Here is a 23,149-nt window from a genome sequence, read left to right as displayed (position 1 = left end):
GAACCGTTAGGGTCCCCCGCATGGACACCCCCGACCAGCGCCCGCCCTCGGGCGCGCAGTGGACCATTTCCGCCGCCGGCCACGAGGCCGTCATCGTGGAGGTGGGCGGTGGGGTCCGGACATACCGGCACGACGGGACCGACCACCTCGACGGGTACGACGTCGACGAGCTCTGCCCCGGCTGTGCGGGACAGGTGCTGGCCCCCTGGCCGAACCGGATCCGCGACGGGCGCTACACCTTCGGCGAGCGGTCGTTGCAGCTCACGCTCAGCGAGCCGGAGCGGGGCGTGGCCATCCACGGGCTGGTCAACTGGGTGCCGTGGCAGCTGGTGGAGCAGTCGCCCGAGGCGGTCACGGTCGGCTACGAGCTGCCCCCGCAGCCGGGCTACCCGTGGCCGCTGCGGCTGCGTACCCGGTGGAGCGTCGGTCCGGACGGGCTGCGCGCCGAGCACGAGGCGACGAACCTCGGCGGCGAGCCGGCGCCGTTCGGTTTCGCGGTGCACCCGTACCTGCGGGTGCCCGGGGTGGCGGTGGACGACCTGGCGATGCGGCTGCCGGCCCGGACGCGGTTGCAGGTGGACGGGCGGCTGCTGCCGATCGGGGGCACCCCGGTCGCCGGCACCGAGTACGACTGGACCAGCCCCCGCCGGATCGGCGGTGCCCGGCTCGACCTCTGCTTCGGCGACGTGATCCGCGACGACGACGGCGGTTCGGTGGTGAGCCTGGCCGCCCCCGACGGCGCCTCGGGCGTGCGGATCTGGGCGGACCGGGAGTTCGGCTGGTGGCAGGTGTTCACCGGCGACGCCCTGCCCGGCGAGCGGCGTCGCCGTTCCGTGGCGCTGGAGCCGATGACCTGCCCGCCGGACGCGTTCCGCTCGGGCCGGGACGTGATCACCCTGAAGCCGGGCGCGACCTGGCGGGGTGTCTGGGGCGTACGGCCCGGGGCCTGAGCGGGGGAGCGCATGGAGTTCAGCGAGGTGGTCCGGCGGCGCCGGATGGTGCGCAACTACGACCCGGACCGGCCCGTCCCGCCCGACGTGGTGCAGCGGCTGCTCGACCACGCGGTCCGCGCGCCGTCGGCCGGCTTCGCCCAGGGCTGGGGCTTCCTGGTGCTGGAGGCGCCGGAGGACCGGGAGCGGTTCTGGGCGGCGACCACCCCGGGCGGCGGCGGCCGGGAGCGGTGGCTGGCGGGGATGCGCCGCGCCCCGCTGATCGTCGTCCCGCACGCGAACCGGTCGGCCTACCTGGAGCGGTACGCGGAACCGGACAAGGGCTGGGCGGACCGCTCGACGGAGCGCTGGCCGGTGCCCTACTGGTACGTGGACACCGGCTTCGCCGCCCTGCTGATGCTGCTGACGGCCGTCGACGAGGGGCTGGGGGCGTGCTTCTTCGGCATCCCCGCGCAGCGCCTCGACGCGTACCGGGAGGCGTTCGGGGTGCCGGGCGAGTACGAGCCCGTCGGGGCCGTCACGGTGGGTTATCGTGCGCCCGACCATCGGTCACCGTCGCTGCGCCGGGGACGCCGCCCGGTGGACGAGGTGGTCCGCCGGGGAAGGTGGAGTTGACGGTGCCGAATCCCCGGTCGGGTCTTTCGTCCGGTGGCGGACCGGACGGTGGGTAGTGAAACTGACATCAGGGAGCAGAACGCGGTGTGCTGCAGCCCGCTACGCTGGCACGGTCATCGGTGCCGCGGGTCGCGGTGCCGCGCCGCGACCCGACCCGGTGTCGTGGGTCGGCCGGCCAGGGGGAGGGGAGCGTGCCGTCGTGATCTTCAGAGCGGTCCGGGACGGGCGTCCCTACCCGGAGCACAACCTGACGCTCAAGCAGTGGGCGGAGATTCCGCCGAGGCCGCTGCGCCTGGATCAGTTGATCACCACCAAGCGCGAGCTCGCGTTGGACAAGCTCCTCGCGGAGGACTCCACTTTCTACGGCGACCTCTTCCCGCACGTCGTGCAGTGGAACGGCGGGCTCTACCTCGAGGACGGGCTGCACCGGGCCCTGCGGGCGGCGCTGCAACAGCGCAACCAGATCCACGCCCGGGTGCTGGCCCTCTCCGGCCCGATCGAGTGAGCCGGCCGTCCGACCCGCTCTGACCTGCGTATTCGCGGGTTTGGCGCGGCGGTCGCGCCCGGTGGCGTGCTTCGGCGAGCGGCTGTCGCACCGGAGCCGTACCGTCATCCTCAGACGACGTGTCTGACAAGGACGGTGAGGGCCATGGCCCGCGACGGCGACATCAACGAACCCACCAGGGAGTTCCCCGGTTACCCGACCGGCGAGGCGCTCAAGGAGCGGTCGGCTGTCACAACGGAGCCGGCGGAGCCGGATGCGCCACCGCCGGCGGGTGGGCCCGCGCGCGGCCTGCTCTGGGTGCTCGGCGCGGCGGCGCTGGCGGTGGTGGTGCTGCTCGGTGTGCAGGCGACCGGCCTGCTGCCGGAGTTCCGCAACCCGTTCACCAAGGAGCAGACCGACCGCAGCCAACCGCCGCTGCTCAAGTCGATCCAGGATCTCAGCCGCTACGTCGCGGCCGAGGGCAACTTCCAGGTGGTCGTCGATCTCCAGAACGACCGGCGCAACGTGCCCGACTGGCTGCTCAACCAGCGCACCCTCTTCGTGGGGGCGGGCAGCGTGGAGGCCTACGTCGACTTCGCCAAGATCTCCGAGGGCGCGGTGGTCGAGTCGGCCGACGGCAAGTCGGTGGAGATCAGGCTGCCGGCGCCGCAGCTGGCCAAGACCAACCTGGACCTGGAGAAGAGCTACGTCTTCGCCGAGGAGCGCGGGCTGCTCAACCGGGTCGGCGACCTGGTGAAGGGCGATCCCAACCGCCAGCAGCAGGTCTACCAGCTCGCCGAGGAGCGGATCACCACGGCCGCCCGCGACAGCGGCCTGACCCAGCGGGCCGAGGAGAACACCCGCAAGATGCTGGAGGGGCTGCTCCGTTCCCTCGGCTACGAGAAGGTCACGGTCACCTACACCGCCCCGTGACGGCGGATCCCATCGACGCGACGGCGCCCGCCCCGGTCGACGGGGCGGGCGCCTCGGGTGGTCACCCCGCGTCCGGCGGGGTGCGACGGGCTCAGTAGCGGGCGGCGGCGTGACGGTCCTCGTTCGGCATCAGGATCCAGAGCACCAGGTAGACGACCACCTGGGTGCCGGGCAGCAGCAGCGACAGCAGGAACAGCAGCCGGATGAAGCCGGCTGACCTGCCGAAACGCTGGGCGAGGCCGGCGCAGACGCCGGCGAGCATGCGCCCCTGACGGGGGCGGACCAGTTTGCGACTCATCGTCGTACTCCCACTCTGCGGCATTCGCCGCCTCTGTCCTCAACGGTAGGAAGGGGTGGCCACCGTGCCCTCAGTCGTGAGGAGGATCGGCGGCCTCCGTACCCGTAGGTGGTTACCCGGGATCCCGGGTCGCGACGCCCGGCGACCCGGTCGGGTCGCGGGTGGGGGTCGTCATCGACGGGCAGGGGCTGAGCTGGGCGGGTAGGCTCGCCGGTCGGGCACCCACACCCCTCGGGTGCCGGACGGCCGCCCCGACCGGGCCGGCCACGACCGTGCCGCAGACCCACGAGGTACGACGGCGAGGAAGTGCAGCCATGATCAGCGTTTTCGACCTCTTCAGCGTCGGCATCGGGCCGTCCAGCTCGCACACGGTGGGGCCGATGCGGGCCGCCCGGACCTTCGTCGCCGGCCTCAAGGCCGACGGGGTGCTGACCGGCACGGCACGGGTGCAGGCGGAACTCTTCGGCTCGCTCGGGGCCACCGGGCACGGCCACGGCAGCGACCGGGCCGTGCTGCTCGGGCTGGCCGGTGAGGCCCCGGAGACGGTCTACACCGACACGGTCGACGGGCGTATCGCCCGGATCCGGGCGGAGCGCCGGCTGAGCCTGCTCGACGCGCACGAGATCGACTTCGATCCGGACCGCGACCTGGTGCTGCACCGGCGCCGTTCGCTGCCGTACCACCCCAACGGGATGACCTTCGTCGCGTACGACGACGCGGGCGCCCAGCTGCGGGTGCGGACGTACTACTCGGTCGGCGGCGGGTTCGTGGTCGACGAGGCGGCGGCCGGGGCGGACCGGATCAAGCCCGACACCACCCGGGTACGGCACCCGTTCCTCACCGGTGCGCAACTGCTCGATGTGACCGCGTCGACGGGGCTGTCGATCAGTGAGGTGATGCTCGCCAACGAGCTCTCCTGGCGCAGCGAGGGCGAGGTACGCGCCGGCCTGCTGGAGATCTGGCGGGTGATGCGCGAGTGCGTCGAGCGGGGCTGTTCGCGTACCGGGGTGCTGCCCGGCGGGCTGAAGGTCCGCCGCCGCGCCGCCGAGCTGCGCCGCAGCCTGGAGACGGAGTCCGATCCCGCCGACCCGCTGCGGGCGATGGACTGGGTGACGCTGTTCGCCCTCGCCGTCAACGAGGAGAACGCGGCCGGCGGCCGGGTCGTCACGGCGCCGACCAACGGGGCGGCCGGGATCATCCCGGCGGTGCTGCACTACTACACGCGGTTCGTGCCCGGTGCCTGCGAGGAGGGGGTGGTGCGTTTCCTGCTGGCGGCGGGCGCGATCGGCGTGCTGTTCAAGGAGAACGCCTCGATCTCCGGCGCCGAGGTGGGCTGCCAGGGCGAGGTGGGTTCGGCCTGCTCGATGGCCGCCGCCGGCCTGGCCGAGGCGCTGGGCGGCAGCCCCGAGCAGGTGGAGAACGCCGCCGAGATCGGCATGGAACACAACCTCGGGCTGACCTGCGACCCGGTCGGTGGTCTGGTGCAGATCCCCTGCATCGAGCGGAACGCGGTGGCTAGCATCAAGGCGATCACGGCCGCCCGGCTGGCGCTGCGCGGCGACGGGGTGCACCACGTCTCGCTGGACAAGGTCATCAAGACCATGCGCGAGACCGGCGCGGACATGAAGGTGAAATACAAGGAGACGGCGCGCGGCGGACTGGCCGTCAACGTGATCGAGTGCTGAGGGGGCGTTCGTTCACCGGCTGCTAGCCTGTCGTCCGTCCGGTCAGGCGGGAGGCGGCGGTGACCTCTGGCGTCGCGGCGTTGTGGGCGCACCGCACCTCGCTGCGCATCCTCGTCCGGCGCGACCTCGCCGTGAAGTACCAGCAGTCCGTGCTCGGGTACCTCTGGTCGCTGATCGAGCCCCTGGGCATGGGGGCGATCTACTGGTTCGTCTTCGGGATCCTCTACTCCCGCGACACCAACCGCCACCTCGGTGACGCGGCCGACTCGTACCCGCTGTTCCTGCTCACCGGGATCTTCGCCTGGATGTGGACCAGCTCGGCGCTGAGCGAGGCGACGAACGCGCTCACGGGGCAGGCCCGGCTGATCACGACGATGAACGTGCCCCGGCAGGTCTTCCCGATCGGCCGGGTCACGGGCCGCTTCGCCGAGTACGCCGCCGGCCTGCCGATCCTGTTCGCCGCCGCCGTCGGGTACGCCGCGTCCGGGCGGGTCGAGCTGGGCTGGTCGCTGCTGGCCCTGCCGCTCGCGGTGACGGTGCAGGCCGTCCTGCTGATCGGGCTGGCGCTGCTGCTCTCGGCGGTCAACGTGCTGATGCGCGACGTCGAGCGCTTCATGCGGTTGATCATCCGGGTGCTCTTCTACGCCACCCCGATCATCTACCCGCTGAGCCTCGTACGGGATTCCGACCTGCCGGGCTGGCTGAAGGCCGCGTACGAGCTGAACCCGCTGGTGGGCGTCTTCCAGCTGCACCACGCGGTCTGGTACCCCGACGAGTTCCCGGACGCCCGCCTGCTCGCCACCACCGTCGTCGTCAGCCTGCTGGTGCTGGCCGCCGGCTGGTGGTCGTTTCGCCGGCTCGAACCCGCCGTGCTCAAGGAACTGTAGGGATGTCCGAGGCGATCATCGAGGCGGAGGGGCTCGGCATCCGGTTCGTCCGCAACCGGCGGCGGCAGTTGCGGCTGCGGGAGCTGTTCATCCACCGGGGCCGGCGCGGCGCGGACGACGGCCGGTTCTGGCCGCTGCGGGACGTGTCGTTCTCGGTCCGGCCCGGGGAGACCGTCGGAGTGGTCGGCCGCAACGGCACCGGCAAGAGCACCCTGCTGCGGCTGATCGCCGGTGTGCTCATCCCCGACGAGGGCCGGATCCGGGTGCGCGGGGACGTCGCGCCGCTGCTGGAGCTCTCCGCGGGGTTCTCCAACGACCTGACCGGGCGGGAGAACCTCTACCTGGTGGGTGGTCTGCACGGGCTGCCGGCGTCCTACCTGCGGCGGCACTTCGACGACATCGTGTCGTTCGCCGGTGAGCAGGTGGAACGGGCCGTCGACACCTCGGTGCGGCACTACTCGTCCGGCATGAAGGTCCGGCTCGGCTTCGCGATCATCTCGCACCTGCCGCACCCGATCCTGCTCATGGACGAGGTGACCGCGGTCGGGGACGAGGAGTTCCGCGGGAAGTGTTATGCGACGATCGACCGTCTGCTCGGGGAGGGGCGCACTCTGGTGCTGGTGTCACACAACGAAAAGGATCTGACCCGGTTCTGTCGTCGGGGGCTCTACCTCGACGGGGGCCGGCTGGGCGTCGACGGCACGATCGCCGAGGCGCTGCACGCGTACCACGCCGCGGTTCCGCGGTGACGCTCGCGATCGTGCTCGCCGCCGACGCCCCGGCCGCGAGCCTGCCGACCCGCTCGGGCGAATCCCTCGCCGACCGGCTGGCCGACCAGCTGCGGCGCGCCGGGGCGACCGAGGTGCGCCATGCCGCCGACCTGGCCGAGCTGGCCGCCCTCGTCGACTCGGCCGCGCAGCCGGTACTCGTCACCGGCGCCGACCTGGTCGCGCACACCGCCGTCCTGCGGCATCTGGCCACCAGCCCGGTCGGGCCGACGGTCGCGCTGGTGCTCACCGACCCGCCCGGCGAGGGCCGCACGGCCGTGCGGGAGGAGCGCGGCCAGGTGGTCGGGGCCGGCTCGCCGGAGGTGCTGGGCGGCGAGGCCACCGGGGTCTTCGGCGGCGCGGTGCGGGTCGGCGTCGACGACCTGCCGTCGCTCGCCGCCGCCGCGCGCGCGGCCGCCGGGGTGGTGCCCGCCGGCGCGCCGTCGGCCGCCGCGCCGCCACCGGCCGGGCCTGCCGTGGACCGGCTCTTCGCCGGCCTCGCCGGGCTCGGCGTGCTGACCTTCGCCCAGCGGGTACGCCTGCTCGTCGCGCACCGGGTGGGCGACCCGGCGGGGCTGGCCGCCGCGGAGGCGGCCGTGGCCGCCGTCGACGAGGACCGGGCGGAGCTGAAGCTCTCGGTGAAGGAGCGCGACGACTTCTTCACCACCTTCTTCGTCAGCACCTGGTCGCCGTACGTGACCAAGGCGTCGGCGAAGCTCGGGCTCGGCCCCACCGCCGTCACCATGATCTCGGTGGCCTTCGCGGTGGCCGCCGCCGTGCTCTTCGGCACGGGCGGGCGGGTGGCGTTGGTCGCCGGGGCGGTGCTGCTCTACCTCGGCTTCGTGCTCGACTGCGTGGACGGGCAGCTCGCCCGCTACACCCGGCACTTCAGCGCCTGGGGCGGCTGGCTCGACACGATGGCCGACCGGGCGAAGGAGTACGTCGTCTACGCGGGCCTCGGCTATGGCGCCACGCAGGCCGGTTTCCGGTACGGCTGGGCGCTGGCGATCGCCGCGATCACCCTGCAGACCGTCCGGCACATGACCGACACCTGGTACGGCGTGCTGCACGACGAGGCGGCCCGGCGGCCGAAGGCGGTCGGCACGGGTGGCGGCGGCATCGGCGACAAGCTGAACGCGGCCTCGAACCGGGTGCAGGCCGACACGGGCTCGGTGTCGTACTGGCTGAAGCGGACGGTGGTCTTCCCGATCGGGGAGCGGTGGGCGCTGATCGCGATCACCGTGGCGCTGTTCGGCCCGCTGGTCAGCCTGTACGCGGTGCTGGCCTGGGGGGTGCTGGCCTTCGCGTACACCGGTGGGCTGCGTACGCTGCGGGCCCGCTGGATGCGGGTACCGGTGCTGGCCACGGTCGACGCCACCCTGCACCGCGACGACGGGCCGCTGGCCCGGCTCCTGCCGGTGCTGCGGCCGGTGGGTCCGCTGACGCTGGCGGTCGGTGCGGCGCTGGGTCCGGCGGTGCTGCTGGTGGCGGCGCTGGTCAGCCGCGACGGCGCGGGAGCCCCGGGCCTGCGGTGGGCCGTGCCGGTCGCGCTGCTGGTGCTGCTGGCCGCCGGTCTCGGCGCGGGCGCGACGCACGACGGCCCGCTGGACTGGCTGGTGCCGGCCGCGCTGCGGGCGGGCGAGTTCCTGTTCGCCATCGCGGTCGGGGTGGTCGGCGACGTGCCGCCGTGGCTGATCTTCGGGTACGTCTTCGTGCTCACCCTGCACCACTACGACCTGACGGCGCGGCTGGAGAAGCGGCAGTCCGCTCCGCCGCTGCACGATGCCACGCTGGGCTGGGAGGGCCGGTCGGTGCTGCTGGCCCTGGCGACGATTGCCGGTTTTGCGGGTATCGGGATGGCTACACTGGGTTCGTACCTTCTCGTGGTTTTCGTGGGGAGTGTCGTCCTCGCCTGGGTCGTCCTGCCCGCCCGCGCCGCGCGGGCGTCGGTGGGCCTGGTCGGGGCGGGAGGTCGCTCGCCGGGCTGACGACAGGGGCCGGCCGATGACTCTGATCAGTTTCGTCGTGCCGGCCTACCGGGTGCAGGGCTACCTGCGCGAATGCCTGGACTCCATCCTCGACCAGCCGGTCACCGGCATCGAGGTGATCGGGGTCGACGACTGCTCACCGGACGACAGCGGCGAGATCCTGGCCGAGTACGCGGCCCGTGACCCGCGGGTGCACGCCGTCCGGCTGACGGAGAACGTCGGGCTCGGTCCGGCCCGCAACGTCGGGCTGGACCGGGCCGCCGGCGAGTACGTCTGGTTCGTCGACGGCGACGACTGGCTCGCCCCGGGGTGCCTGCCCGAGGTCGTCGCGCGTCTGCGGGAGACCCGGCCGGACGTGCTCCTGGTGGACCACGTCCGGATGCACTGGAACGACACCGCCAGCCGCAGCGCCATGGCGGAGGTGTTCCCGGAGCCGCCCGAGGGGACCTTCCGGCTGCGGGAGCGGCCCGAGACGCTACGGCTGCTGCACACCGCCTGGAACCGGCTGGTCCGCCGACGGTTCCTGCTCGACACGGGTCTGCGCTTCGCCCCCGGCTGGTACGAGGACGTCTCGTTCAGCTACCCCGTGCTGATGGCCGCCGAGCGGATCGGCGTGCTCGACCGGGTCTGCGTCAACTACCGGCAGCGCCGCACCGGGGCGATCACGAGGACCAGGGGCGAGCGGCACTTCGAGGTGTTCGACCAGTGGCACCGGGTGTTCCGGCTGATGGACGCCGAGGGCCCGGCCGTCGACGACCTGCGCCCCGCGCTGTTCGAGCGGATGATCTGGCACTACCTGACCGTGCTCGGCAACGGGGCGCGGATCGCGCCCGAGCTGCGCCCGGCCTTCTTCGCCCAGATCACCGCCGACCACGCGCGCTGGCTGCCGCCCGGCGGCTACCCGGCGCCGACGGGTGCCGAGGGGCTCAAGCACCGGCTGGTGGCCGCCGGCCGCTGGCGTACGTTCAGCGCGCTGCGGACCGCCTACCGGGCGCGCGACGTCGCCCGGCGTACCGCGCGGGGCGCGAAGCGGCGCGTCGCGCCCCCGGCCCGGCGCGCGGCGACGCTGGCCCGGGACACGCTGCTGCGCGAGTACTACCGGGCCGAACTGCGCCGGCCGGTCGACCCGACGCTGGCCGTCTACGCGGCCTACTGGTACCGCGGGTACGCCGACAACCCGGCCGCGATCTTCGAGGCGGCCCGGCGGCTGGCGCCGCAGGTGCGCGGGGTGTGGATCGTCCGGCGGGACCGGGCGCACACCGTGCCCGAGGGCGTCGCGTACGTCGTCGCCGGGACACCCGCGTACTACCGGGCGCTGGCCCGGGCGCGCTGGCTGGTCAACAACGTGAACTTCCCGGACTTCGTCCGCAAGCGGCCGGGCACGGTGCACGTGCAGACCCACCACGGCACGCCCGTGAAGGTGATGGGGCTCGACCAGCAGCGGTACCCGATCGGCGCGGTCGGGATGGACTTCGCCGGGCTGCTGCGCCGGGTGGACCGGTGGGACTACAGCGTCAGCGCGAACAGCTTCTCCACGCAGATGTGGGAGCGCGCGTACCCGGCCGCGTACACCACCCTGGAGGTCGGCTACCCGCGCAACGACCGGCTGGTCACCGCCACCCGCGAGGAGATGCTCCGGCTGCGCGCCGGGTTCGGCCTCGGGCCGGGTGAGCAGGTCGTCCTGTACGCCCCGACGCACCGGGAGCACCTGCCCGGCTACCGGCCGCCGTTCGACCCGGAGCGGCTGCTCGACGTGCTCGGTCCGGCCGGCCGGCTGCTGATGCGCAGCCACTACTTCCACGACCGGGACCACCGCGCCCGCCGCCCGACCGACCGCGACCGTGTACGCGACGTGAGCGACCACCCGTGCGTGGAGGACCTCTACCTCGTGGCGGACGTGCTGGTGACGGACTACTCCTCGGCGATGTTCGACTACGCCGTGCTCGACCGGCCGATCGTCGTCTACGCCCCCGACTGGGAGGCCTACCAGCTGGCCCGGGGCGTCTACTTCGACGTGACCGCGCAGCCGCCCGGCGCGGTGACCACCACCTTCGCCGACCTGCTCGAGGTGTTCCGCGACGGCGAGTTCGACTCGGCGGCGGCGCGCAAGGCCCGGCAGCGGTTCCGGGCCCGGTTCTGCGCGCTCGACGACGGCCACGCGGCCGAGCGGGTGGTCCGGCGCGTCTTCCTCGGCGAGCGGGCCGAAGTCGAGCGGTGCGCGTCGTCCCGCCGGGTGGCGTCATAGGGCCGCAACAAAGCTGAACATCGCACGTTTACCCGATGTGCGAACCGGATGATCCTCGTCACAGTCATTCGGGGTGCGCCCGACGAGCTGGGGGGAGGGCACGGTGACCACCGTCGCGCTCAAGGATGTCACAAAGGTGTTCAGGGACGGCACCCTCGCCGTGGACAACGTCAACCTCGACGTCAACGACGGCGAGTTCATGGTGCTGCTCGGCCCGTCGGGCTGCGGCAAGTCCACGGTGCTCAGGATGGTCGCCGGGCTGGAGGAGCCGACGTCGGGCGCGGTGATGCTCGACGGCGAACTGGCCAACGACCTGCCGCCGCGCGACCGGAAGATCGCCATGGTCTTCCAGGACTTCGCGCTCTATCCGCACATGACCGTCGGCGACAACATCGCCTTCCCACTGCGCCTCGCCGGGCTGGAGCCCGAGCCGCGTGGCGAGCGGGTGACCGACGTGGCCAGTGCGCTCGGCATCGGCGACGTGCTCGGCCGCAAGCCCAGCCAGCTCTCCGGCGGGCAGCGCCAACGCGTCGCGATGGGCCGGGCGATCGTGCGCCGCCCCGGCGTGTTCCTGATGGACGAGCCGCTGTCCAACCTCGACAGCGGCCTGCGCGCCGAGCTGCGGGCCGAGATCTCCGGGCTGACCCGGGAGCTGGGCGTCACCACCATCTACGTCACCCACGACCAGGCCGAGGCGCTGACCATGGCCGACCGGGTCGCCATCATGCGCAAGGGCGTCCTCCAGGACGTCGGCACCCCCACCCAGGTGTACGGCCGCCCGGCCACCCTCTACGTGGCCGCGTTCCTCGGCAGCCCGCGGATGAACCTGCTGGAGGCCTCGGTCTACGTCCACCTCGACCGCTACGTCACCCTCACCCTCGGCGAGCAGGCGCTCTACCTGCCGTGGGACGACATCCGCAGCCGGGCGGTCGCGCACTACCACGGGGAGCGGATCGTGGTCGGGATGCGGGCCGAGGCGCTCACCCCGGTCGCGCCGGACGCCCAGGGCGCCGTGCTGCACGGCCGGATCCGCTACCTGGAGCACCACGGGCACGAGTCGCTCGCCTTCCTCGACGTCGGGGCCACGGCGATCGTGGTGGACGAGATGGGCGCCCGGGTCGAGGCGTCCACCGGCCAGCGCGGGAGCCGGCGCCGCTTCGGGCAGGTCGTGCAGCGGCTGACCGGGCGCGCCGCCGAGCAGGAGACCGCCCCGGTCGCCACCGGCCGCACCAGCGTGCTCAACGACCCGGGTCGGCACCACCGGCGCCCCGCCGAGCTCGCGGTCCGGCTCGCGCCGTACCCGGGGATCTCCGCCGGTCACCCCCTGGCCGTCTCCGTACGGATGGACGCGTTGCACTTCTTCGACGAGCGCGGCGACCGCATCGACGTGGGCTGGCGCTGACCGGGGGCCCTTGGCGGGAAAGTTACCGGCTAGTAATGTCGGGGCATGACCATCGACTCGCGTCAGGTGGCGGCCGGCATCCTGGAAGCCGTGCCGTTCGCCCGTACGCTCGGCATCGAATTCGTCGAGGTGGCCCCCGAGGCCGACGGCGGCGTACGGGTGACCGTCCGGCTGCCCGACTCGCCGGCCCACCACAACCACATCGGGGGCCCGCACGCCGGGGCCATGTTCACCCTCGCCGAGACCGCCTCCGGCGCGGTGGCGCTGGCGGCGTTCGGGGAGCTGCTCGACCGGGCCGTGCCGCTGGTGACGCGGGCCGAGATCGCGTACCGCAAGCCGGCCATGGGCCCGGTGCTGGCCACCGCGCGCCTCCGCCGACCGGTCGCCGAGGTGGTCGCGGAGCTGGAGTCCGGCCAGCGGCCGGAGTTCCCGGTGCAGGTGGACATCGTCACCGAGGAGGGCAGACCGACCGGTGAGATGACCGTCGTCTGGACGCTGCGTCCGAACTGAGCCGGGCGGCAAGCAGGCCGAAAGCGGTTTGCGGGCCCGGAGGCCTGGATAGATTTCTTACCGTGTTGGGCCTGCCTGCTCACGTGACCGCCTGTCTCTTCGACCTGGACGGTGTGCTGACGCAGACCGCCCGGGTGCACAACGCCGCCTGGACCGAGACGTTCGACGGCTTCCTGCGCCGCCACGCCACCGCCACCGGCGAGGAGTTCCGCCCCTTCGACCCGGGGCTGGACTACAACCGCTACGTCGACGGCCGGCCGCGCGCCGACGGGGTGCGCACCTTCCTCGCCTCCCGGGGCATCGTGCTGCCCGAGGGGTCGCCCGACGACCCGCCGGACGCCGACACCGTCAACGGCGTCGGCAACAGCAAGAACGTGCTGCTGCTGGAGCGGCTGCGTACCGACGGGGTGGACGTCTACCCCGGATCCGTCGCCTACCTGGAGGCGGCGACCGCCGCCGGCCTGCGCCGGGCGGTCGTCACGGCCAGCGCGAACGGCCGCGAGGTGGTGGCCGCCGCCGGGCTGGAACCCCTGCTGGAGGCCCGGGTGGACGGGCTCGTCGCCCGCGCCGAGGGGCTGCGCGGCAAGCCGGCCCCGGACACCTTCCTGGCCGGCGCGAAACTGCTCGGCGTCGACCCGCGCGACGCCGTCGTCTTCGAGGACGCCCTCGCCGGGGTCGCCGCCGGGCGGGCCGGCGGATTCGGGTACGTGGTGGGCGTCGACCGGGTCGGCCAGGCCGCCGAGCTGTCGGCGCACGGCGCCGACGTCGTGGTCACCGACCTCGCCGACCTGCTCGACACCGGCCGGCCCGCATGATCCGGGAACGCGCCTATCCGGTCGAACCGTGGCACGTCCGGGAGACGCGGCTGGACATGGACGTCCTGGCCCAGTCGGAGTCGGTCTTCGCCCTCTCCAACGGGCACGTCGGGCTGCGCGGCAACCTCGACGAGGGGGAGCCGCACGGCCTGCCCGGCACGTACCTCAACTCCTTCTACGAGCTGCGCCCGTTGCCGTACGCGGAGGCCGGCTTCGGGTTCCCCGAGTCCGGTCAGACGATCGTCAACGTGACGAACGGCAAGCTGATCCGGCTGCTGGTCGACGACGAGCCGCTCGACGTGCGCTACGGCGAACTCCTCGCCCACGAACGGGTCCTCGACCTGCGCGCCGGCACCCTGCACCGGGAGCTGCACTGGCGCTCCCCGGCCGGCCGCGAGGTCAAGGTCCGCACCACCCGGCTGGTCTCGTTCACCCAGCGCGCCGTCGCAGTGATCAACTACGAGGTCGAGGCGGTCGACGGGCCGCTGCGGCTCATCCTCCAGTCGGAACTCGTGGCGAACGAGGCGCTGCCCGCCCAGAGCCGGGACCCTCGGGTCGCGGCCGTGCTGGAGTCGCCGTTGCTGGCCGAGGAGGAGTTGACCACGGCCGACGGCGGCCTGCTGATCCACCGGACCAAGATCTCCGGGCTGCGGGTGGCCGCCGCGATGGAACACGAGGTGTACGCCCCGGCGCGCAAGACCATCCAGTCCGAGGGGTACGAGGACTGGGTGCGTACCTCGATCGGGTGCGTGCTCCAGCCCGGCGAGAAGCTGCGCGTGGTCAAGTACCTCGCCTACGGCTGGTCGAGCCGCCGGTCGCTGCCGGCGATGCGCGACCAGGTCGAGGCCGCCCTGACCGGGGCGCGGCTCGACGGCTGGGAGGGGCTCTGCCGGGAGCAGCGGGAGTACCTCGACGAGTTCTGGGACAACGCCGACGTGGTGGTGGAGGGGGACCCGGAGATCCAGCAGGCCGTCCGGTTCGGCATGTTCCACGTCCTGCAGGCCGGCTCCCGGGCGGAGCGGCGGCCCATCGCCGCGAAGGGCCTGACCGGTCCGGGGTACGACGGGCACGCGTTCTGGGACACGGAGATGTTCGTCCTGCCGGTGCTCACGTACACCCACCCGGCCGCCGTGCGGGACGCGCTGCACTGGCGGCACGCCACCCTGGCCGCCGCGCACGAGCGCGCCCGGACGCTCAACCTGGAGGGCGCCGCGTTCCCCTGGCGCACGATCGAGGGGGCGGAGTCCTCGGGTTACTGGCCGGCGGGCACCGCCGCCTTCCACGTCGCGGCCGGCGTCGCCGACGCGCTGCGGCGCTACGTGCAGGTCACCGAGGACACCGCGCTCGAACGCGAGATCGGGCTGGAGCTGCTGGTGGAGACCGCCCGGCTGTGGCGGTCGCTGGGCCACCACGACCGGCACGGCCAGTTCCACATCGACGGGGTGACCGGCCCCGACGAGTACACGGCGGTGAAGAACGACAACATCTACACCAACCTGATGGCGCAGCGGAACCTGATCATCGCCGCCGACACGGTGCTGCGCTACCGGGACGAGGCGCTCCACCTGGGCGTCACCGACGAGGAGGCGGCGGCCTGGCGGGACGCGGCGGCCTCCATGCACATCCCGTACGACGAGGAGATCGACGTCCACGAGCAGGTCGAGGGCTTCACCCGGCTCCAGGAGTGGGACTTCGCGCGTACGCCGCCGGAGAAGTATCCGCTGCTGCTGCACTACCCGTACTTCGACCTGTACCGCAAGCAGGTCGTCAAGCAGGCGGACCTGGTCCTGGCCATGCACTGGCGGGGTGACGCGTTCACGCCGGAGCAGAAGCTGCGCAACTTCCTCTACTACGAGCGGCGTACGGTGCGCGACTCCTCGCTGTCGGCGTGCACCCAGGCGGTGCTGGCGGCCGAGGTGGGCCACCCGGAGTTGGCGCACATCTACCTGCGCGAGGCCGCGCTCATGGACCTGCACGACCTGAACGAGAACACCCGCGACGGCGTGCACATGGCCTCGCTCGCCGGCGCCTGGATCGCCCTGGTGGCCGGGTTCGGAGGGCTGCGCGACCACGACGGCAACCTCTCCTTCACGCCCCGGCTGTCGAGTCGGCTCGAACGGTTGGAGTTCTCGCTCCAGTGGCGCGGGATGCGGCTGCGGGTCGACGTCCGGCAGCACCAGACGACGTACGCGCTGCGCCACGGCGACCCGGGCGACGTGCTGGAGCTGCGGCACCACGGCGAGACGGTCCGGGTGGTGTGCGGGGAGCCGGTGACGATGCCGATCCCCCCGGTGGAGCCCTCGGGGCCGGCCCCGGAGCAGGCCCCCGGCCGGGCCCCCCTGCTGCGCCTGCCCGAGAACGAGCCGTGACCGGCCGCCGGCCCGCGCGCGTCACGGCGGGCCGGCGACCCTGGTCAGCGCGGCCGACCCGCGACGGGCGGCCGGCGGTGCGGATCAGATGGGCTTGCCCTGCGACGGGCGGCCGGCCGCGTCGCGGGGTGCCATCGCCCGCGGGTCGTCGGCCGTGCGCGCCTGGGCCGCGTCGTCCGCCCAGTCCCGGCCGCGTTCGGTGTCCTGTTCCCGCCGGTCCCGGTCGGTGCTCTGCTGCCGGGTCTCCCGCTGCTGCGCCATGGCGATCCTCGCGATCCGTCGGGGCGCGGTTGCGCCGGTACGGTCTGCGGTCACCCGCCGCCTACCCGGGGCCCCCGGCGGCAAACGCCGGGCGCGCCGGGGCCGCTTGCCGTCCCCGGGGACGGGTATAGCCGACACCGGCCTGCACCTCGCCGGGGCCGGAACAGGGCGACCCCCAGGACGTACGGAGGCGACATGGACGTGCGCGGCAGTGCGGTGACGATCCCGGCGCGTGACGCCGAACTCCCGGCCGACCTGCTGGTCCCGGCGGAGCCGGCCGGCGTGGTGCTCTTCGCGCACGGCAGCGGCAGCTCGCGGCACAGTCCGCGTAACACGGCCGTGGCGCACGTGCTCAACCGCAGCGCCCTCGGCACGGTGCTGGTCGACCTGCTGACCCCGGCCGAGGATCAGGTGGACGCCCGGACCGCCGAACTGCGCTTCGACATCCCGCTGCTCGCGGACCGGCTCGCCGCGATCGTGGACTGGTTGGCGGCCGAGCGTCCCTTCGGCGCGGTGCCGATCGGGCTGTTCGGGGCCAGCACCGGGGCCGCCGCGGCCCTGGTGGCGGCTGCCGCCCGGCCGGACCTCGTCGGCGCGGTGGTCTCCCGGGGTGGCCGCCCCGACCTGGCCGGCGCGGCCCTCGGGCAGGTACGCGCGCCCACGCTGCTGCTGGTCGGCGGCCTCGACGAGCAGGTGATCACGCTCAACGAGCAGGCGCAGGAGGCGTTGCCGGAGACGGCCGAGCTGACGGTGATCCCGGGGGCGACCCACCTCTTCGAGGAGCCCGGCACCCTGGAACAGGTCGCCCACTGCGCCGCCGACTGGTTCACCGCCCACCTGCCGGCCGCCCGCTGACCGCCCGCCCTCAGGGTCCGGCCGGGGCCGGCGCCGGGGGTGCCGGACGCTGTCGGTGCCGCTGGACGGTGTCGACGATCCGCCAGACGACGGCGGTGATCGGCACCGAGACGGAGGCCCCGGCGATGCCGGCGATCAGGGTGCCGGCGGTCACCGCCACCAGGATCACCGCCGGGTGCAGGCGTACCTGGCGTTTCATGATCAGCGGCTCCAGCAGGTTGCCCTCGATCTGCTGTACGGCGATCACGGCGGCCAGCACGAGCAGCGCGGTCACGGGCCCCTTCGCCGCGAGGGCGACCAGCACCGCCACGGCGCCGGCGACGGTCGCCCCGATGATCGGAACGAAGCCGCCGAAGAAGGTGATGAGCGCGAGCGGGAAGGCCAACGGCACCCGGAGCAGCACCAGCGCGATGCCGATGCCGATCGCGTCGATGGCGGCGATCATCATCGTGCCGCGGCTGTACGCGCCCAGCGTCCGCCAGCCCACCCGGCCCGCCTCGGCGGTCACCGCCCGGTTCGGCCCGGTCGCCCGGGACAGCGTCCAGTGCCACATGGACCGGCCGTCCTTGAGCAGGAAGAACAGCAGGACGAGCGCGAGCAGCGCCGAGCCGAGCACCTCCGCCGCCGTCCGGGCGCCGGAGACCGGGTCGACCGAGCCCTGCTCGACCTCCCGGCGGGCCTGGCCGAGCAGCCGGTCGAGCTGTTGGTCCGTGACCGGCAGCGTCGAGGTGACGAACTCGCGGGTGCGTTGCAGGCCCTGCCCCAGCTCCTGGCTCAACTCGCTGAACTGGCCCGCCGTGAGGCTCCACACCAGCGCGCCGACGCCGAACAGCAGGCCGACGAGCAGCAGCACGGTGAGCAGGGCGGCGAGCGCGGCGGGCAGCCGGAGCCGGCGCAGCGCGAGCTGCACCGGATCGAGCAGCGCGGTGAGGAACACGGTGGCGGCCAGCGCGATGGCCAGCGGCGCGAGCAGCACCGCGATCTTCCCGAGCAGGTACAGCCCGGCGACGATCACCACCAGGCAGGCGCTCCACACGACGGCCGAGCGGACCAGCCAGGGAAGCGCGGCCCACGTCTGCCGGCCGCCCGCGCCCCGGTCCGTCGTCTCCTCGGGCGTACGCCCGGCATCGTCTGCGACCACGTCGACCCTCCTCGATCTCCGGCGAGTCGTTACCCGGCCGGCGTCCTCCCGACACCCGCGAAGGAGTTCCGGCGCGGGCACCCGCCGCCGGAGGGGAGCCGGGGTACCCGCCGCGGGAGGGTGCGGGGCACCCGCCCGGTCCGCGTCCATCACCTGCGCGGCGCGCCGGAGGGGTGCTTCCTGCACGCTAGATGGGTCGCCGGAGTGCCGTCCGACCGTTTCGCGATCGCCCTGCGGCCGCCCGTCCCTCGCGTTTGCGTCCCCGACCTCAGGGAAGGCGGAGAGCGGACCCGGATTCGAGGAGGACCGATGAGCGACTTCATGGACAAGGCCAAGGACTTCGCCGACAAGCACGACAAGCAGGTCGACCAGGGCCTGGAGAAGGGCGGCGACATGGCCGACAAGCGCACGGGCGGCAAGTACGACGAGCAGATCGACAAGGGCGTCGACATGGCCCAGGCGCGTACCGGCGAGGGCGACCAGGCCCGCTGAGCCGTCGGGCCGTCCCGGGGCGTCGCGCTGTCGGCGGCCCGGGCGGTCGCCGGTGGAACGTCGACGCGTACCGCTAGCCAAGGATCGACCACTCTCGCTACTATCCGCAGTCGGAACATGACTCAACGTGGAGTCGTCCCCGACCGGACCGGCGCCCACCCCTTGGGGCGCCGTGACGAGAGGAATTCATCCGGTGACCGAGGCCCCCGAGACGACCATCCCCCAGCGCTACCCGTTCAGCGATCCCGACCGGCTCAACCTCGACCCGCGCTACGCCCGGCTGCGCCAAGACGAACCGCTCACCCGGATCCGGATGCCGTACGGCGAGCCGGCCTGGCTCGCCACCCGGCACGCCGACGTCCGGACCGTGCTCGGCGACCCCCGGTTCAGCCGGGCCGCCTCCGTGGGCCGCGACGAGCCCCGCAACTCGCCACGGCAGCAGGAGGGCGGGATCCTGTCGATGGATCCGCCGGAGCACACCCGGCTGCGCCGGCTGGTGGCGAAGGCGTTCACCGCCCGGCGGGTGGAGGAACTGCGACCCCGGACCCGGCGGGTGGCCCACGAACTGGTCGACGGCATGCTCGCCGCCGGTCCGCCGGCCGACCTGGTGGAGCACCTGGCGACCCCGTTGCCGATCCGGGTCATCTGCGACCTGCTCGGCGTACCCGTGGCCGACCAGGGCCGTTTCCACACCTGGTCCGAGGCGATCGTGTCGACCACCTCGCTCAGCCCGGAGCGGGTCCAGGAGTACATCGACAGCCTGTTCGCGTACATGGGCGAGCTGATCGCGCGACGGCGCGAGCAGCCCACCGACGATCTCCTCGGCGCGATGGTCCGGGCCCGGGACGCCGACGACCGGCTCGCGGAGGACGAGGTCGTGCGGCTGGCCGCCGGGCTGCTCGCGGCAGGGCACGAGACGACCGTGACCCAGATCCCCAACTTCGTGTACGCGCTGCTCACCCACCCCGAGGAGTGGGCCCGGCTGCGGGCGCGGCCGGACCTGGTGCCCGGCGCCGTCGAGGAGCTGATGCGGTTCGTGCCGCTCGGCGCGTCCGCGGCCTTCGCCCGCTACGCCGTGGAGGACGTCGATCTCGGCGGCGTGCTGGTACGGGCCGGCGAGCCGGTGGTGGTGTCGATCCCGTCGGCCAACCGGGACGAGGCGGTCTTCGCCGAGCCGGACCAGCTCGACCTGACCCGGGAGGTCAACCCCCACCTCGGCTTCGGGCACGGGGTGCACCACTGCATCGGCGCGCAGCTCGCCCGGATGGAACTCCAGGTCATCCTGGAGACACTGATCGCCCGCACGCCCGAGCTGAGGCTGGCGGTGCCGGAGCCCGAACTGACCTGGAAGAGCGGCCTGCTGGTACGGGGGCTCGTCGCCATGCCGGTGAGCTGGTGAGCGCGATGGGTGCGACGAACGAGCAGTGGCGGGTGCACGTGGACCCGACCCGGTGCATCGGGTCCGGGATCTGCGCGGGCACCGCGCCGGAGCACTTCGTGCTGGTGCACGGCCTGGCCCGCCCCCTGGCGGAGCGGGTCGCGCCGGACGACGCGCTGGTGGACGCCGCCGATTCCTGCCCGATGGAGGCGGTCATCGTGTCCGAGGCGGACGGCCTGCGCCGGATCGCGCCGGAGCTCTGACCGACGCGGCGGTCGTGGGGACGTGCCCTCACCGCACGGTGCCACCGCCGCCGTACCCGGGAGGAGGAGCCACGAGGGCCGGCCCCCGGGTGGGGACCGGCCCTCGTACGCGTCGGATCAGGAGGAGTAGCCGCGCTCGGCGATCCAGTTGGCGACCTTCTCCAGGGTCATCCAGTACTCGCCCTCGGCGGCGGCCGGGTCGGCGACCCGGATCAGGTCCCCACCGTCCCGGTAGCCCACCAGGGTCAGGTAGTGCCCACCCTCGTACGAGTGCGGGTTGCCGACCGTGTCGACGGCCGTGCCCTTGATGTTGGCCACCACCGGCCGGCCCTCGTCGAGGGCCGTGACGACGTCGGAGCGCAGCCGGTCGACCTGCTCCGGCTTGGCCACCGGGTGCGGGATCTCGGTGGTCCGGTACCTGTGGCCGGTCAGCTCGTTGAGCACGCGGGTGGTGTCCAGGGCCGAGGCGGTGCCGGCCTCGGTGGTGCCCAGCCGCTTCGCGACCTCGTCCTGGGGGAGCGTCTTGCCCAGCGCCGACAGGGCGATCCTGGTCGCGGCCGGGCCGCAGTAGTAGAAGTTGGGCTGCGCCTGGTACTCGACGCGGACGGTGCGCTCGGCGCGCCGGTCGACCCGGCCGCCCTTGTCGGTGTGCACGGCCCCGACCGGGTCGGCCGCCGCAGGTGCCGCCTGGGCGCTGGGCGCCGCACCCGCCAGGCATCCGCCAGCCACCAGCAGGCCCGCGACGGAGAGGCCGCTCTTCTGCACGATCGAATTCATGGGTCGGGCTCCAATCGGGGGGTTGACGCCTCCGGGGGACCGGAGGCGCACAGCACCGGGAAAGGCGCTCGGCTCGGGGACTCGAACGGCCCGGGAGCGGTCAGGCCCACGGGCGTACTCGGGGGTGCAACCGCCCTGCTCCGCAGGGCATTCCGGAGGGCCTCGGACGGGGCGTGCCGTCCGCACGTGAGGTTCAACGGGGCCACGGGCAGCACGATTCCGGCGTACGGATGCCGCGCGTCACAGGCCCACCGACGCCTCAGGGCCGGCGTTCCGGACCAACCCGCCGTCCCGCCGTTGGATGGGACGAACCGGTCAGGCGGTCACAGACTGCCCAGCAGGCGGGTCACGCTGATCTCGATGACCACCCGGTCCGGATTCGGGCGCGGCGTCCGGTAGCGCTCGGCGTAGCGGCGCTCGGCCTCGGCGACGGCCGGCCGGTCGGCGCGCACGACGGCCCGACCCTCGATGGTCAGCCAGCGCCGCCCGTCGACGTGGCAGACGGCCACCGGGGCGCCTGCGGGCCCGGCGGCGGCGACGTGTCGCGCCTTGCGGGACGCCCCGCCGGTGATCACCCGGGCCAGGCCGGCCGACGCGTCGAAGGTGACCCCCACCGGTACGACGTGCGGGGTGCCGTCCGCGCGCAGGGTGGTCAACGTGGCCAGGTGCCGTTCCCGGCAGAACGCGAGCACCCGCTCGTCGTGGGGCGCCAACCGGTGGTCGCCGGGCATGTCGGTCCCCTGTCTCGCGGTGCGGCACCGGTCACGGCACGCGGCGGTGGGCCCGGTCGGGATCGGCCGGTACGCCGGAGGCGGCCGGGGCGTCGGGCGCGCCGGTCAGCGCCCGGTTGGCGGCGCGGCGCTGCCGGACCAGCCGGCCGAGGTAGAGCAGCGCGCCGGTCAGTACCGCCATGTCGTCGAGGTAGATGGGGTCGGGCAGCAGGTCGATCGGCAGGACGGTGTAGGCCAGCGCGCCGTAGAAGGCGACCTTGCCGCTCACCCCGAGCGTGCCGAGCAGCCGGCGCGTGCGGATCACGCGGACGGCCAACACCACCGCGCCGGCCAGCGTGGCGACCGCCACGACGCCGACGAGCACCCACGCCTCCCGGGACACACCGTCACGCTAGCCCAACCGGACCGGTTCCGCCCGTCCCAGCCGGTCAGTGGGCGACGACCGCCCGTCCCGGCCGGTCAGTACGCGACGACCGCCGCCCGGCCCCGGGCGACCGACGGCACGTCGCGGCCGGTGACCACCGGGAACTCCCGGGTCTGCTCCGTCGCCCCCTCGATCAACGGCAGCAGCGACGGCGACTCCTCGGGGCGGCGGCTGACCGCGGCGAACGCCTCGTCCCGCAGGCTGCGCGCGGCCTCGGCGGCGGTCTCGGCGGCCCGCCATGCGTCCTGCTCCCGCTCCCGCGCCGCCCGCTGCCGGGCGAGCATGTTGTCCCGTACGGCCCGGCGCAGCACCAGCTCCTGCTCGACCGGGTGCAGCCGCGGGTCCCAGCCGTCGCGGTGCGCGAAGACGTCGCTGAGCTGCTCCACCGACAGCTCCTTGCGCCAGTACGCGTCGAGGGCGGCCCGGTGCAGGAAGCGCTCGCGCTCGGCGTACTCGGCGGGCGTCCGGACGGTACGCGGAAGGGGCATCGCCCCGGCGACCGTCAACCGGCGGACGTCCGCCTCCGCGGCCTCGTACGCCTGCCAGGCCGCCTCGACCTCCTCCTGCGCGGTCAGCCACTCGGCCCGCAGCCGGGCGGCGGTGGCGGCGGCCCGCTCCGCGGCGACCGAGATCTCTCCGGCGTAGCGGGAACGTTCGCGCGCCTCCTCGGCCAGTTCCAGCTCGCTGGGCATCGCGGCGCGCCGGATACGGGAACCGGCGTCGAAGCGGAGTCGGCCGGGCCGCAGCAGCAGGCCGGCCACGGTGACGGCGACGACGCCGAGCAGGCTCAGCCAGATCACGGCGGCCCGGGGGACGTCGAGGAGGACGGAGGAGTACACGTCTTGCATGGTCAGCACCTCGCGATCGATCGAGAGGGAT

24 protein-coding genes are annotated in these 23,149 nt (G+C 73.5%); 17 read left to right on the top strand and 7 right to left on the bottom strand.

Translation table 11 applies throughout. The features are described 5' to 3' along the window. The first annotated feature begins 20 nt into the window (after positions 1-20). The 4 genes from ACGFIG_RS08850 to ACGFIG_RS08835 all read left to right on the top strand — a co-directional run bounded on the left by ACGFIG_RS08850 (position 21) and on the right by ACGFIG_RS08835 (position 2,982). Positions 21-950 (top strand): aldose 1-epimerase family protein, encoded by a 930-nt coding sequence (locus tag ACGFIG_RS08850; RefSeq protein WP_393000689.1) that lies wholly within the window; start codon positions 21-23, stop codon positions 948-950. A gap of 12 nt (positions 951-962) precedes the next feature. Then, positions 963-1,565, top strand: a complete 603-nt coding sequence (locus tag ACGFIG_RS08845; RefSeq protein WP_393000687.1) for a nitroreductase family protein — start codon at positions 963-965, stop codon at positions 1,563-1,565. Positions 1,566-1,764: 199 nt separating this feature from the next. Continuing rightward, on the top strand, positions 1,765-2,070 hold the full coding sequence (locus ACGFIG_RS08840; protein ID WP_393000685.1) for a type II toxin-antitoxin system VapB family antitoxin: 306 nt from the start codon (positions 1,765-1,767) through the stop codon (positions 2,068-2,070). Positions 2,071-2,214: 144 nt separating this feature from the next. Beyond that, entirely contained in the window at positions 2,215-2,982 is a 768-nt protein-coding gene (locus tag ACGFIG_RS08835) for a DUF4230 domain-containing protein (protein ID WP_393000683.1), read from the top strand. Positions 2,983-3,073: 91 nt separating this feature from the next. On the opposite strand, the gene ACGFIG_RS08830 is transcribed toward ACGFIG_RS08835, so the two are convergent. After that, positions 3,074-3,280, bottom strand: a complete 207-nt coding sequence (locus tag ACGFIG_RS08830) for a PspC domain-containing protein (protein WP_393000681.1) — start codon at positions 3,278-3,280, stop codon at positions 3,074-3,076. 314 nt (positions 3,281-3,594) lie between these two features. Here ACGFIG_RS08830 and ACGFIG_RS08825 point away from each other — a divergent pair, with 314 nt between their 5' ends. The 9 genes from ACGFIG_RS08825 to ACGFIG_RS08785 all read left to right on the top strand — a co-directional run bounded on the left by ACGFIG_RS08825 (position 3,595) and on the right by ACGFIG_RS08785 (position 15,948). Continuing rightward, positions 3,595-4,965: an L-serine ammonia-lyase gene (locus ACGFIG_RS08825; RefSeq protein ID WP_393000679.1), complete on the top strand. Its 1,371-nt coding sequence runs from the start codon at positions 3,595-3,597 to the stop codon at positions 4,963-4,965. 59 nt (positions 4,966-5,024) lie between these two features. Further along, a complete protein-coding gene (locus ACGFIG_RS08820) occupies positions 5,025-5,852 on the top strand; it encodes an ABC transporter permease (RefSeq protein ID WP_393000677.1) in 828 nt (275 codons plus the stop codon). Positions 5,853-5,854: 2 nt separating this feature from the next. Further along, positions 5,855-6,601, top strand: coding sequence for an ABC transporter ATP-binding protein (locus ACGFIG_RS08815; protein WP_393000675.1), 747 nt, complete (start codon positions 5,855-5,857; stop codon positions 6,599-6,601). Continuing rightward, a complete protein-coding gene (locus ACGFIG_RS08810; RefSeq protein ID WP_393000673.1) occupies positions 6,598-8,607 on the top strand; it encodes a DUF5941 domain-containing protein in 2,010 nt (669 codons plus the stop codon). The genes ACGFIG_RS08815 and ACGFIG_RS08810 overlap by 4 nt, the downstream gene beginning before the upstream one ends. A gap of 16 nt (positions 8,608-8,623) precedes the next feature. Then, positions 8,624-10,852 (top strand): CDP-glycerol glycerophosphotransferase family protein, encoded by a 2,229-nt coding sequence (locus ACGFIG_RS08805; protein WP_393000671.1) that lies wholly within the window; start codon positions 8,624-8,626, stop codon positions 10,850-10,852. Positions 10,853-10,955: 103 nt separating this feature from the next. Then, the gene (locus ACGFIG_RS08800) at positions 10,956-12,254 is read left to right on the top strand and encodes an ABC transporter ATP-binding protein (protein WP_393000669.1); all 1,299 of its coding nucleotides are present in this window, start codon (positions 10,956-10,958) and stop codon (positions 12,252-12,254) included. Between the two features lie 45 nt (positions 12,255-12,299). After that, the gene (locus ACGFIG_RS08795; RefSeq protein WP_393000667.1) at positions 12,300-12,764 is read left to right on the top strand and encodes a DUF4442 domain-containing protein; all 465 of its coding nucleotides are present in this window, start codon (positions 12,300-12,302) and stop codon (positions 12,762-12,764) included. Positions 12,765-12,826: 62 nt separating this feature from the next. After that, positions 12,827-13,579 carry a beta-phosphoglucomutase family hydrolase gene (locus ACGFIG_RS08790; RefSeq protein ID WP_393000665.1) on the top strand — a complete coding sequence of 251 codons (753 nt, stop codon included), beginning with the start codon at positions 12,827-12,829 and terminating at the stop codon, positions 13,577-13,579. After that, a complete protein-coding gene (locus ACGFIG_RS08785) occupies positions 13,576-15,948 on the top strand; it encodes a glycoside hydrolase family 65 protein (RefSeq protein WP_393000663.1) in 2,373 nt (790 codons plus the stop codon). Before ACGFIG_RS08790 ends, ACGFIG_RS08785 begins: the two co-directional genes overlap by 4 nt. Positions 15,949-16,032: 84 nt before the next feature. Here ACGFIG_RS08785 and ACGFIG_RS08780 read toward each other — a convergent pair whose 3' ends face one another. Next, positions 16,033-16,209: a hypothetical protein gene (locus ACGFIG_RS08780; protein ID WP_393000661.1), complete on the bottom strand. Its 177-nt coding sequence runs from the start codon at positions 16,207-16,209 to the stop codon at positions 16,033-16,035. Positions 16,210-16,404: 195 nt separating this feature from the next. On the opposite strand from ACGFIG_RS08780, the gene ACGFIG_RS08775 reads away from it, so the two are divergent. Then, positions 16,405-17,064 (top strand): dienelactone hydrolase family protein, encoded by a 660-nt coding sequence (locus ACGFIG_RS08775; RefSeq protein WP_393000659.1) that lies wholly within the window; start codon positions 16,405-16,407, stop codon positions 17,062-17,064. Between the two features lie 10 nt (positions 17,065-17,074). On the opposite strand, the gene ACGFIG_RS08770 is transcribed toward ACGFIG_RS08775, so the two are convergent. Next, entirely contained in the window at positions 17,075-18,205 is a 1,131-nt protein-coding gene (locus ACGFIG_RS08770; RefSeq protein ID WP_393000657.1) for an AI-2E family transporter, read from the bottom strand. Positions 18,206-18,514: 309 nt separating this feature from the next. Here ACGFIG_RS08770 and ACGFIG_RS08765 point away from each other — a divergent pair, with 309 nt between their 5' ends. The 3 genes from ACGFIG_RS08765 (at position 18,515) to ACGFIG_RS08755 (ending at position 20,338) form a co-directional block, all read left to right on the top strand. After that, entirely contained in the window at positions 18,515-18,697 is a 183-nt protein-coding gene (locus ACGFIG_RS08765; RefSeq protein ID WP_393000655.1) for an antitoxin, read from the top strand. Positions 18,698-18,890: 193 nt separating this feature from the next. After that, entirely contained in the window at positions 18,891-20,096 is a 1,206-nt protein-coding gene (locus tag ACGFIG_RS08760; RefSeq protein ID WP_393000653.1) for a cytochrome P450, read from the top strand. A gap of 5 nt (positions 20,097-20,101) precedes the next feature. Continuing rightward, positions 20,102-20,338 (top strand): ferredoxin, encoded by a 237-nt coding sequence (locus ACGFIG_RS08755; RefSeq protein ID WP_393000651.1) that lies wholly within the window; start codon positions 20,102-20,104, stop codon positions 20,336-20,338. Positions 20,339-20,455: 117 nt separating this feature from the next. On the opposite strand, the gene ACGFIG_RS08750 is transcribed toward ACGFIG_RS08755, so the two are convergent. The 4 genes from ACGFIG_RS08750 to ACGFIG_RS08735 all read right to left on the bottom strand — a co-directional run bounded on the left by ACGFIG_RS08750 (position 20,456) and on the right by ACGFIG_RS08735 (position 23,118). Then, entirely contained in the window at positions 20,456-21,115 is a 660-nt protein-coding gene (locus tag ACGFIG_RS08750; protein WP_393000649.1) for a C39 family peptidase, read from the bottom strand. 323 nt (positions 21,116-21,438) lie between these two features. Next, positions 21,439-21,846, bottom strand: coding sequence for a pyridoxamine 5'-phosphate oxidase family protein (locus ACGFIG_RS08745; protein WP_393000647.1), 408 nt, complete (start codon positions 21,844-21,846; stop codon positions 21,439-21,441). A gap of 31 nt (positions 21,847-21,877) precedes the next feature. Then, positions 21,878-22,228, bottom strand: a complete 351-nt coding sequence (locus ACGFIG_RS08740; protein WP_393000645.1) for a DUF1232 domain-containing protein — start codon at positions 22,226-22,228, stop codon at positions 21,878-21,880. Positions 22,229-22,305: 77 nt separating this feature from the next. Beyond that, the gene (locus ACGFIG_RS08735) at positions 22,306-23,118 is read right to left on the bottom strand and encodes a hypothetical protein (protein WP_393000643.1); all 813 of its coding nucleotides are present in this window, start codon (positions 23,116-23,118) and stop codon (positions 22,306-22,308) included. Positions 23,119-23,149 lie beyond the last annotated feature (31 nt).

The organism is Micromonospora sp. NPDC049048, assembly GCF_043197615.1.
Classification (GTDB): domain Bacteria; phylum Actinomycetota; class Actinomycetes; order Mycobacteriales; family Micromonosporaceae; genus Micromonospora.
Note: the sequence above shows the minus strand (reverse complement) of the source record. Positions and strands in the feature narration are given on the sequence as shown.

Coding starts and splice junctions, on each gene's coding strand:
- ACGFIG_RS08850 (WP_393000689.1), top strand. CDS start 21: ATGGACACCCCCGACCAGCGCCCGCCCTCGGGCGCGCAGTGGACCATT.
- ACGFIG_RS08785 (WP_393000663.1), top strand. CDS start 13,576: ATGATCCGGGAACGCGCCTATCCGGTCGAACCGTGGCACGTCCGGGAG.
- ACGFIG_RS08845 (WP_393000687.1), top strand. CDS start 963: ATGGAGTTCAGCGAGGTGGTCCGGCGGCGCCGGATGGTGCGCAACTAC.
- ACGFIG_RS08735 (WP_393000643.1), bottom strand. CDS start 23,118: ATGCAAGACGTGTACTCCTCCGTCCTCCTCGACGTCCCCCGGGCCGCC.
- ACGFIG_RS08745 (WP_393000647.1), bottom strand. CDS start 21,846: ATGCCCGGCGACCACCGGTTGGCGCCCCACGACGAGCGGGTGCTCGCG.
- ACGFIG_RS08795 (WP_393000667.1), top strand. CDS start 12,300: ATGACCATCGACTCGCGTCAGGTGGCGGCCGGCATCCTGGAAGCCGTG.
- ACGFIG_RS08805 (WP_393000671.1), top strand. CDS start 8,624: ATGACTCTGATCAGTTTCGTCGTGCCGGCCTACCGGGTGCAGGGCTAC.
- ACGFIG_RS08815 (WP_393000675.1), top strand. CDS start 5,855: ATGTCCGAGGCGATCATCGAGGCGGAGGGGCTCGGCATCCGGTTCGTC.
- ACGFIG_RS08765 (WP_393000655.1), top strand. CDS start 18,515: ATGAGCGACTTCATGGACAAGGCCAAGGACTTCGCCGACAAGCACGAC.
- ACGFIG_RS08830 (WP_393000681.1), bottom strand. CDS start 3,280: ATGAGTCGCAAACTGGTCCGCCCCCGTCAGGGGCGCATGCTCGCCGGC.
- ACGFIG_RS08780 (WP_393000661.1), bottom strand. CDS start 16,209: ATGGCGCAGCAGCGGGAGACCCGGCAGCAGAGCACCGACCGGGACCGG.
- ACGFIG_RS08750 (WP_393000649.1), bottom strand. CDS start 21,115: ATGAATTCGATCGTGCAGAAGAGCGGCCTCTCCGTCGCGGGCCTGCTG.
- ACGFIG_RS08775 (WP_393000659.1), top strand. CDS start 16,405: ATGGACGTGCGCGGCAGTGCGGTGACGATCCCGGCGCGTGACGCCGAA.
- ACGFIG_RS08825 (WP_393000679.1), top strand. CDS start 3,595: ATGATCAGCGTTTTCGACCTCTTCAGCGTCGGCATCGGGCCGTCCAGC.
- ACGFIG_RS08755 (WP_393000651.1), top strand. CDS start 20,102: ATGGGTGCGACGAACGAGCAGTGGCGGGTGCACGTGGACCCGACCCGG.
- ACGFIG_RS08835 (WP_393000683.1), top strand. CDS start 2,215: ATGGCCCGCGACGGCGACATCAACGAACCCACCAGGGAGTTCCCCGGT.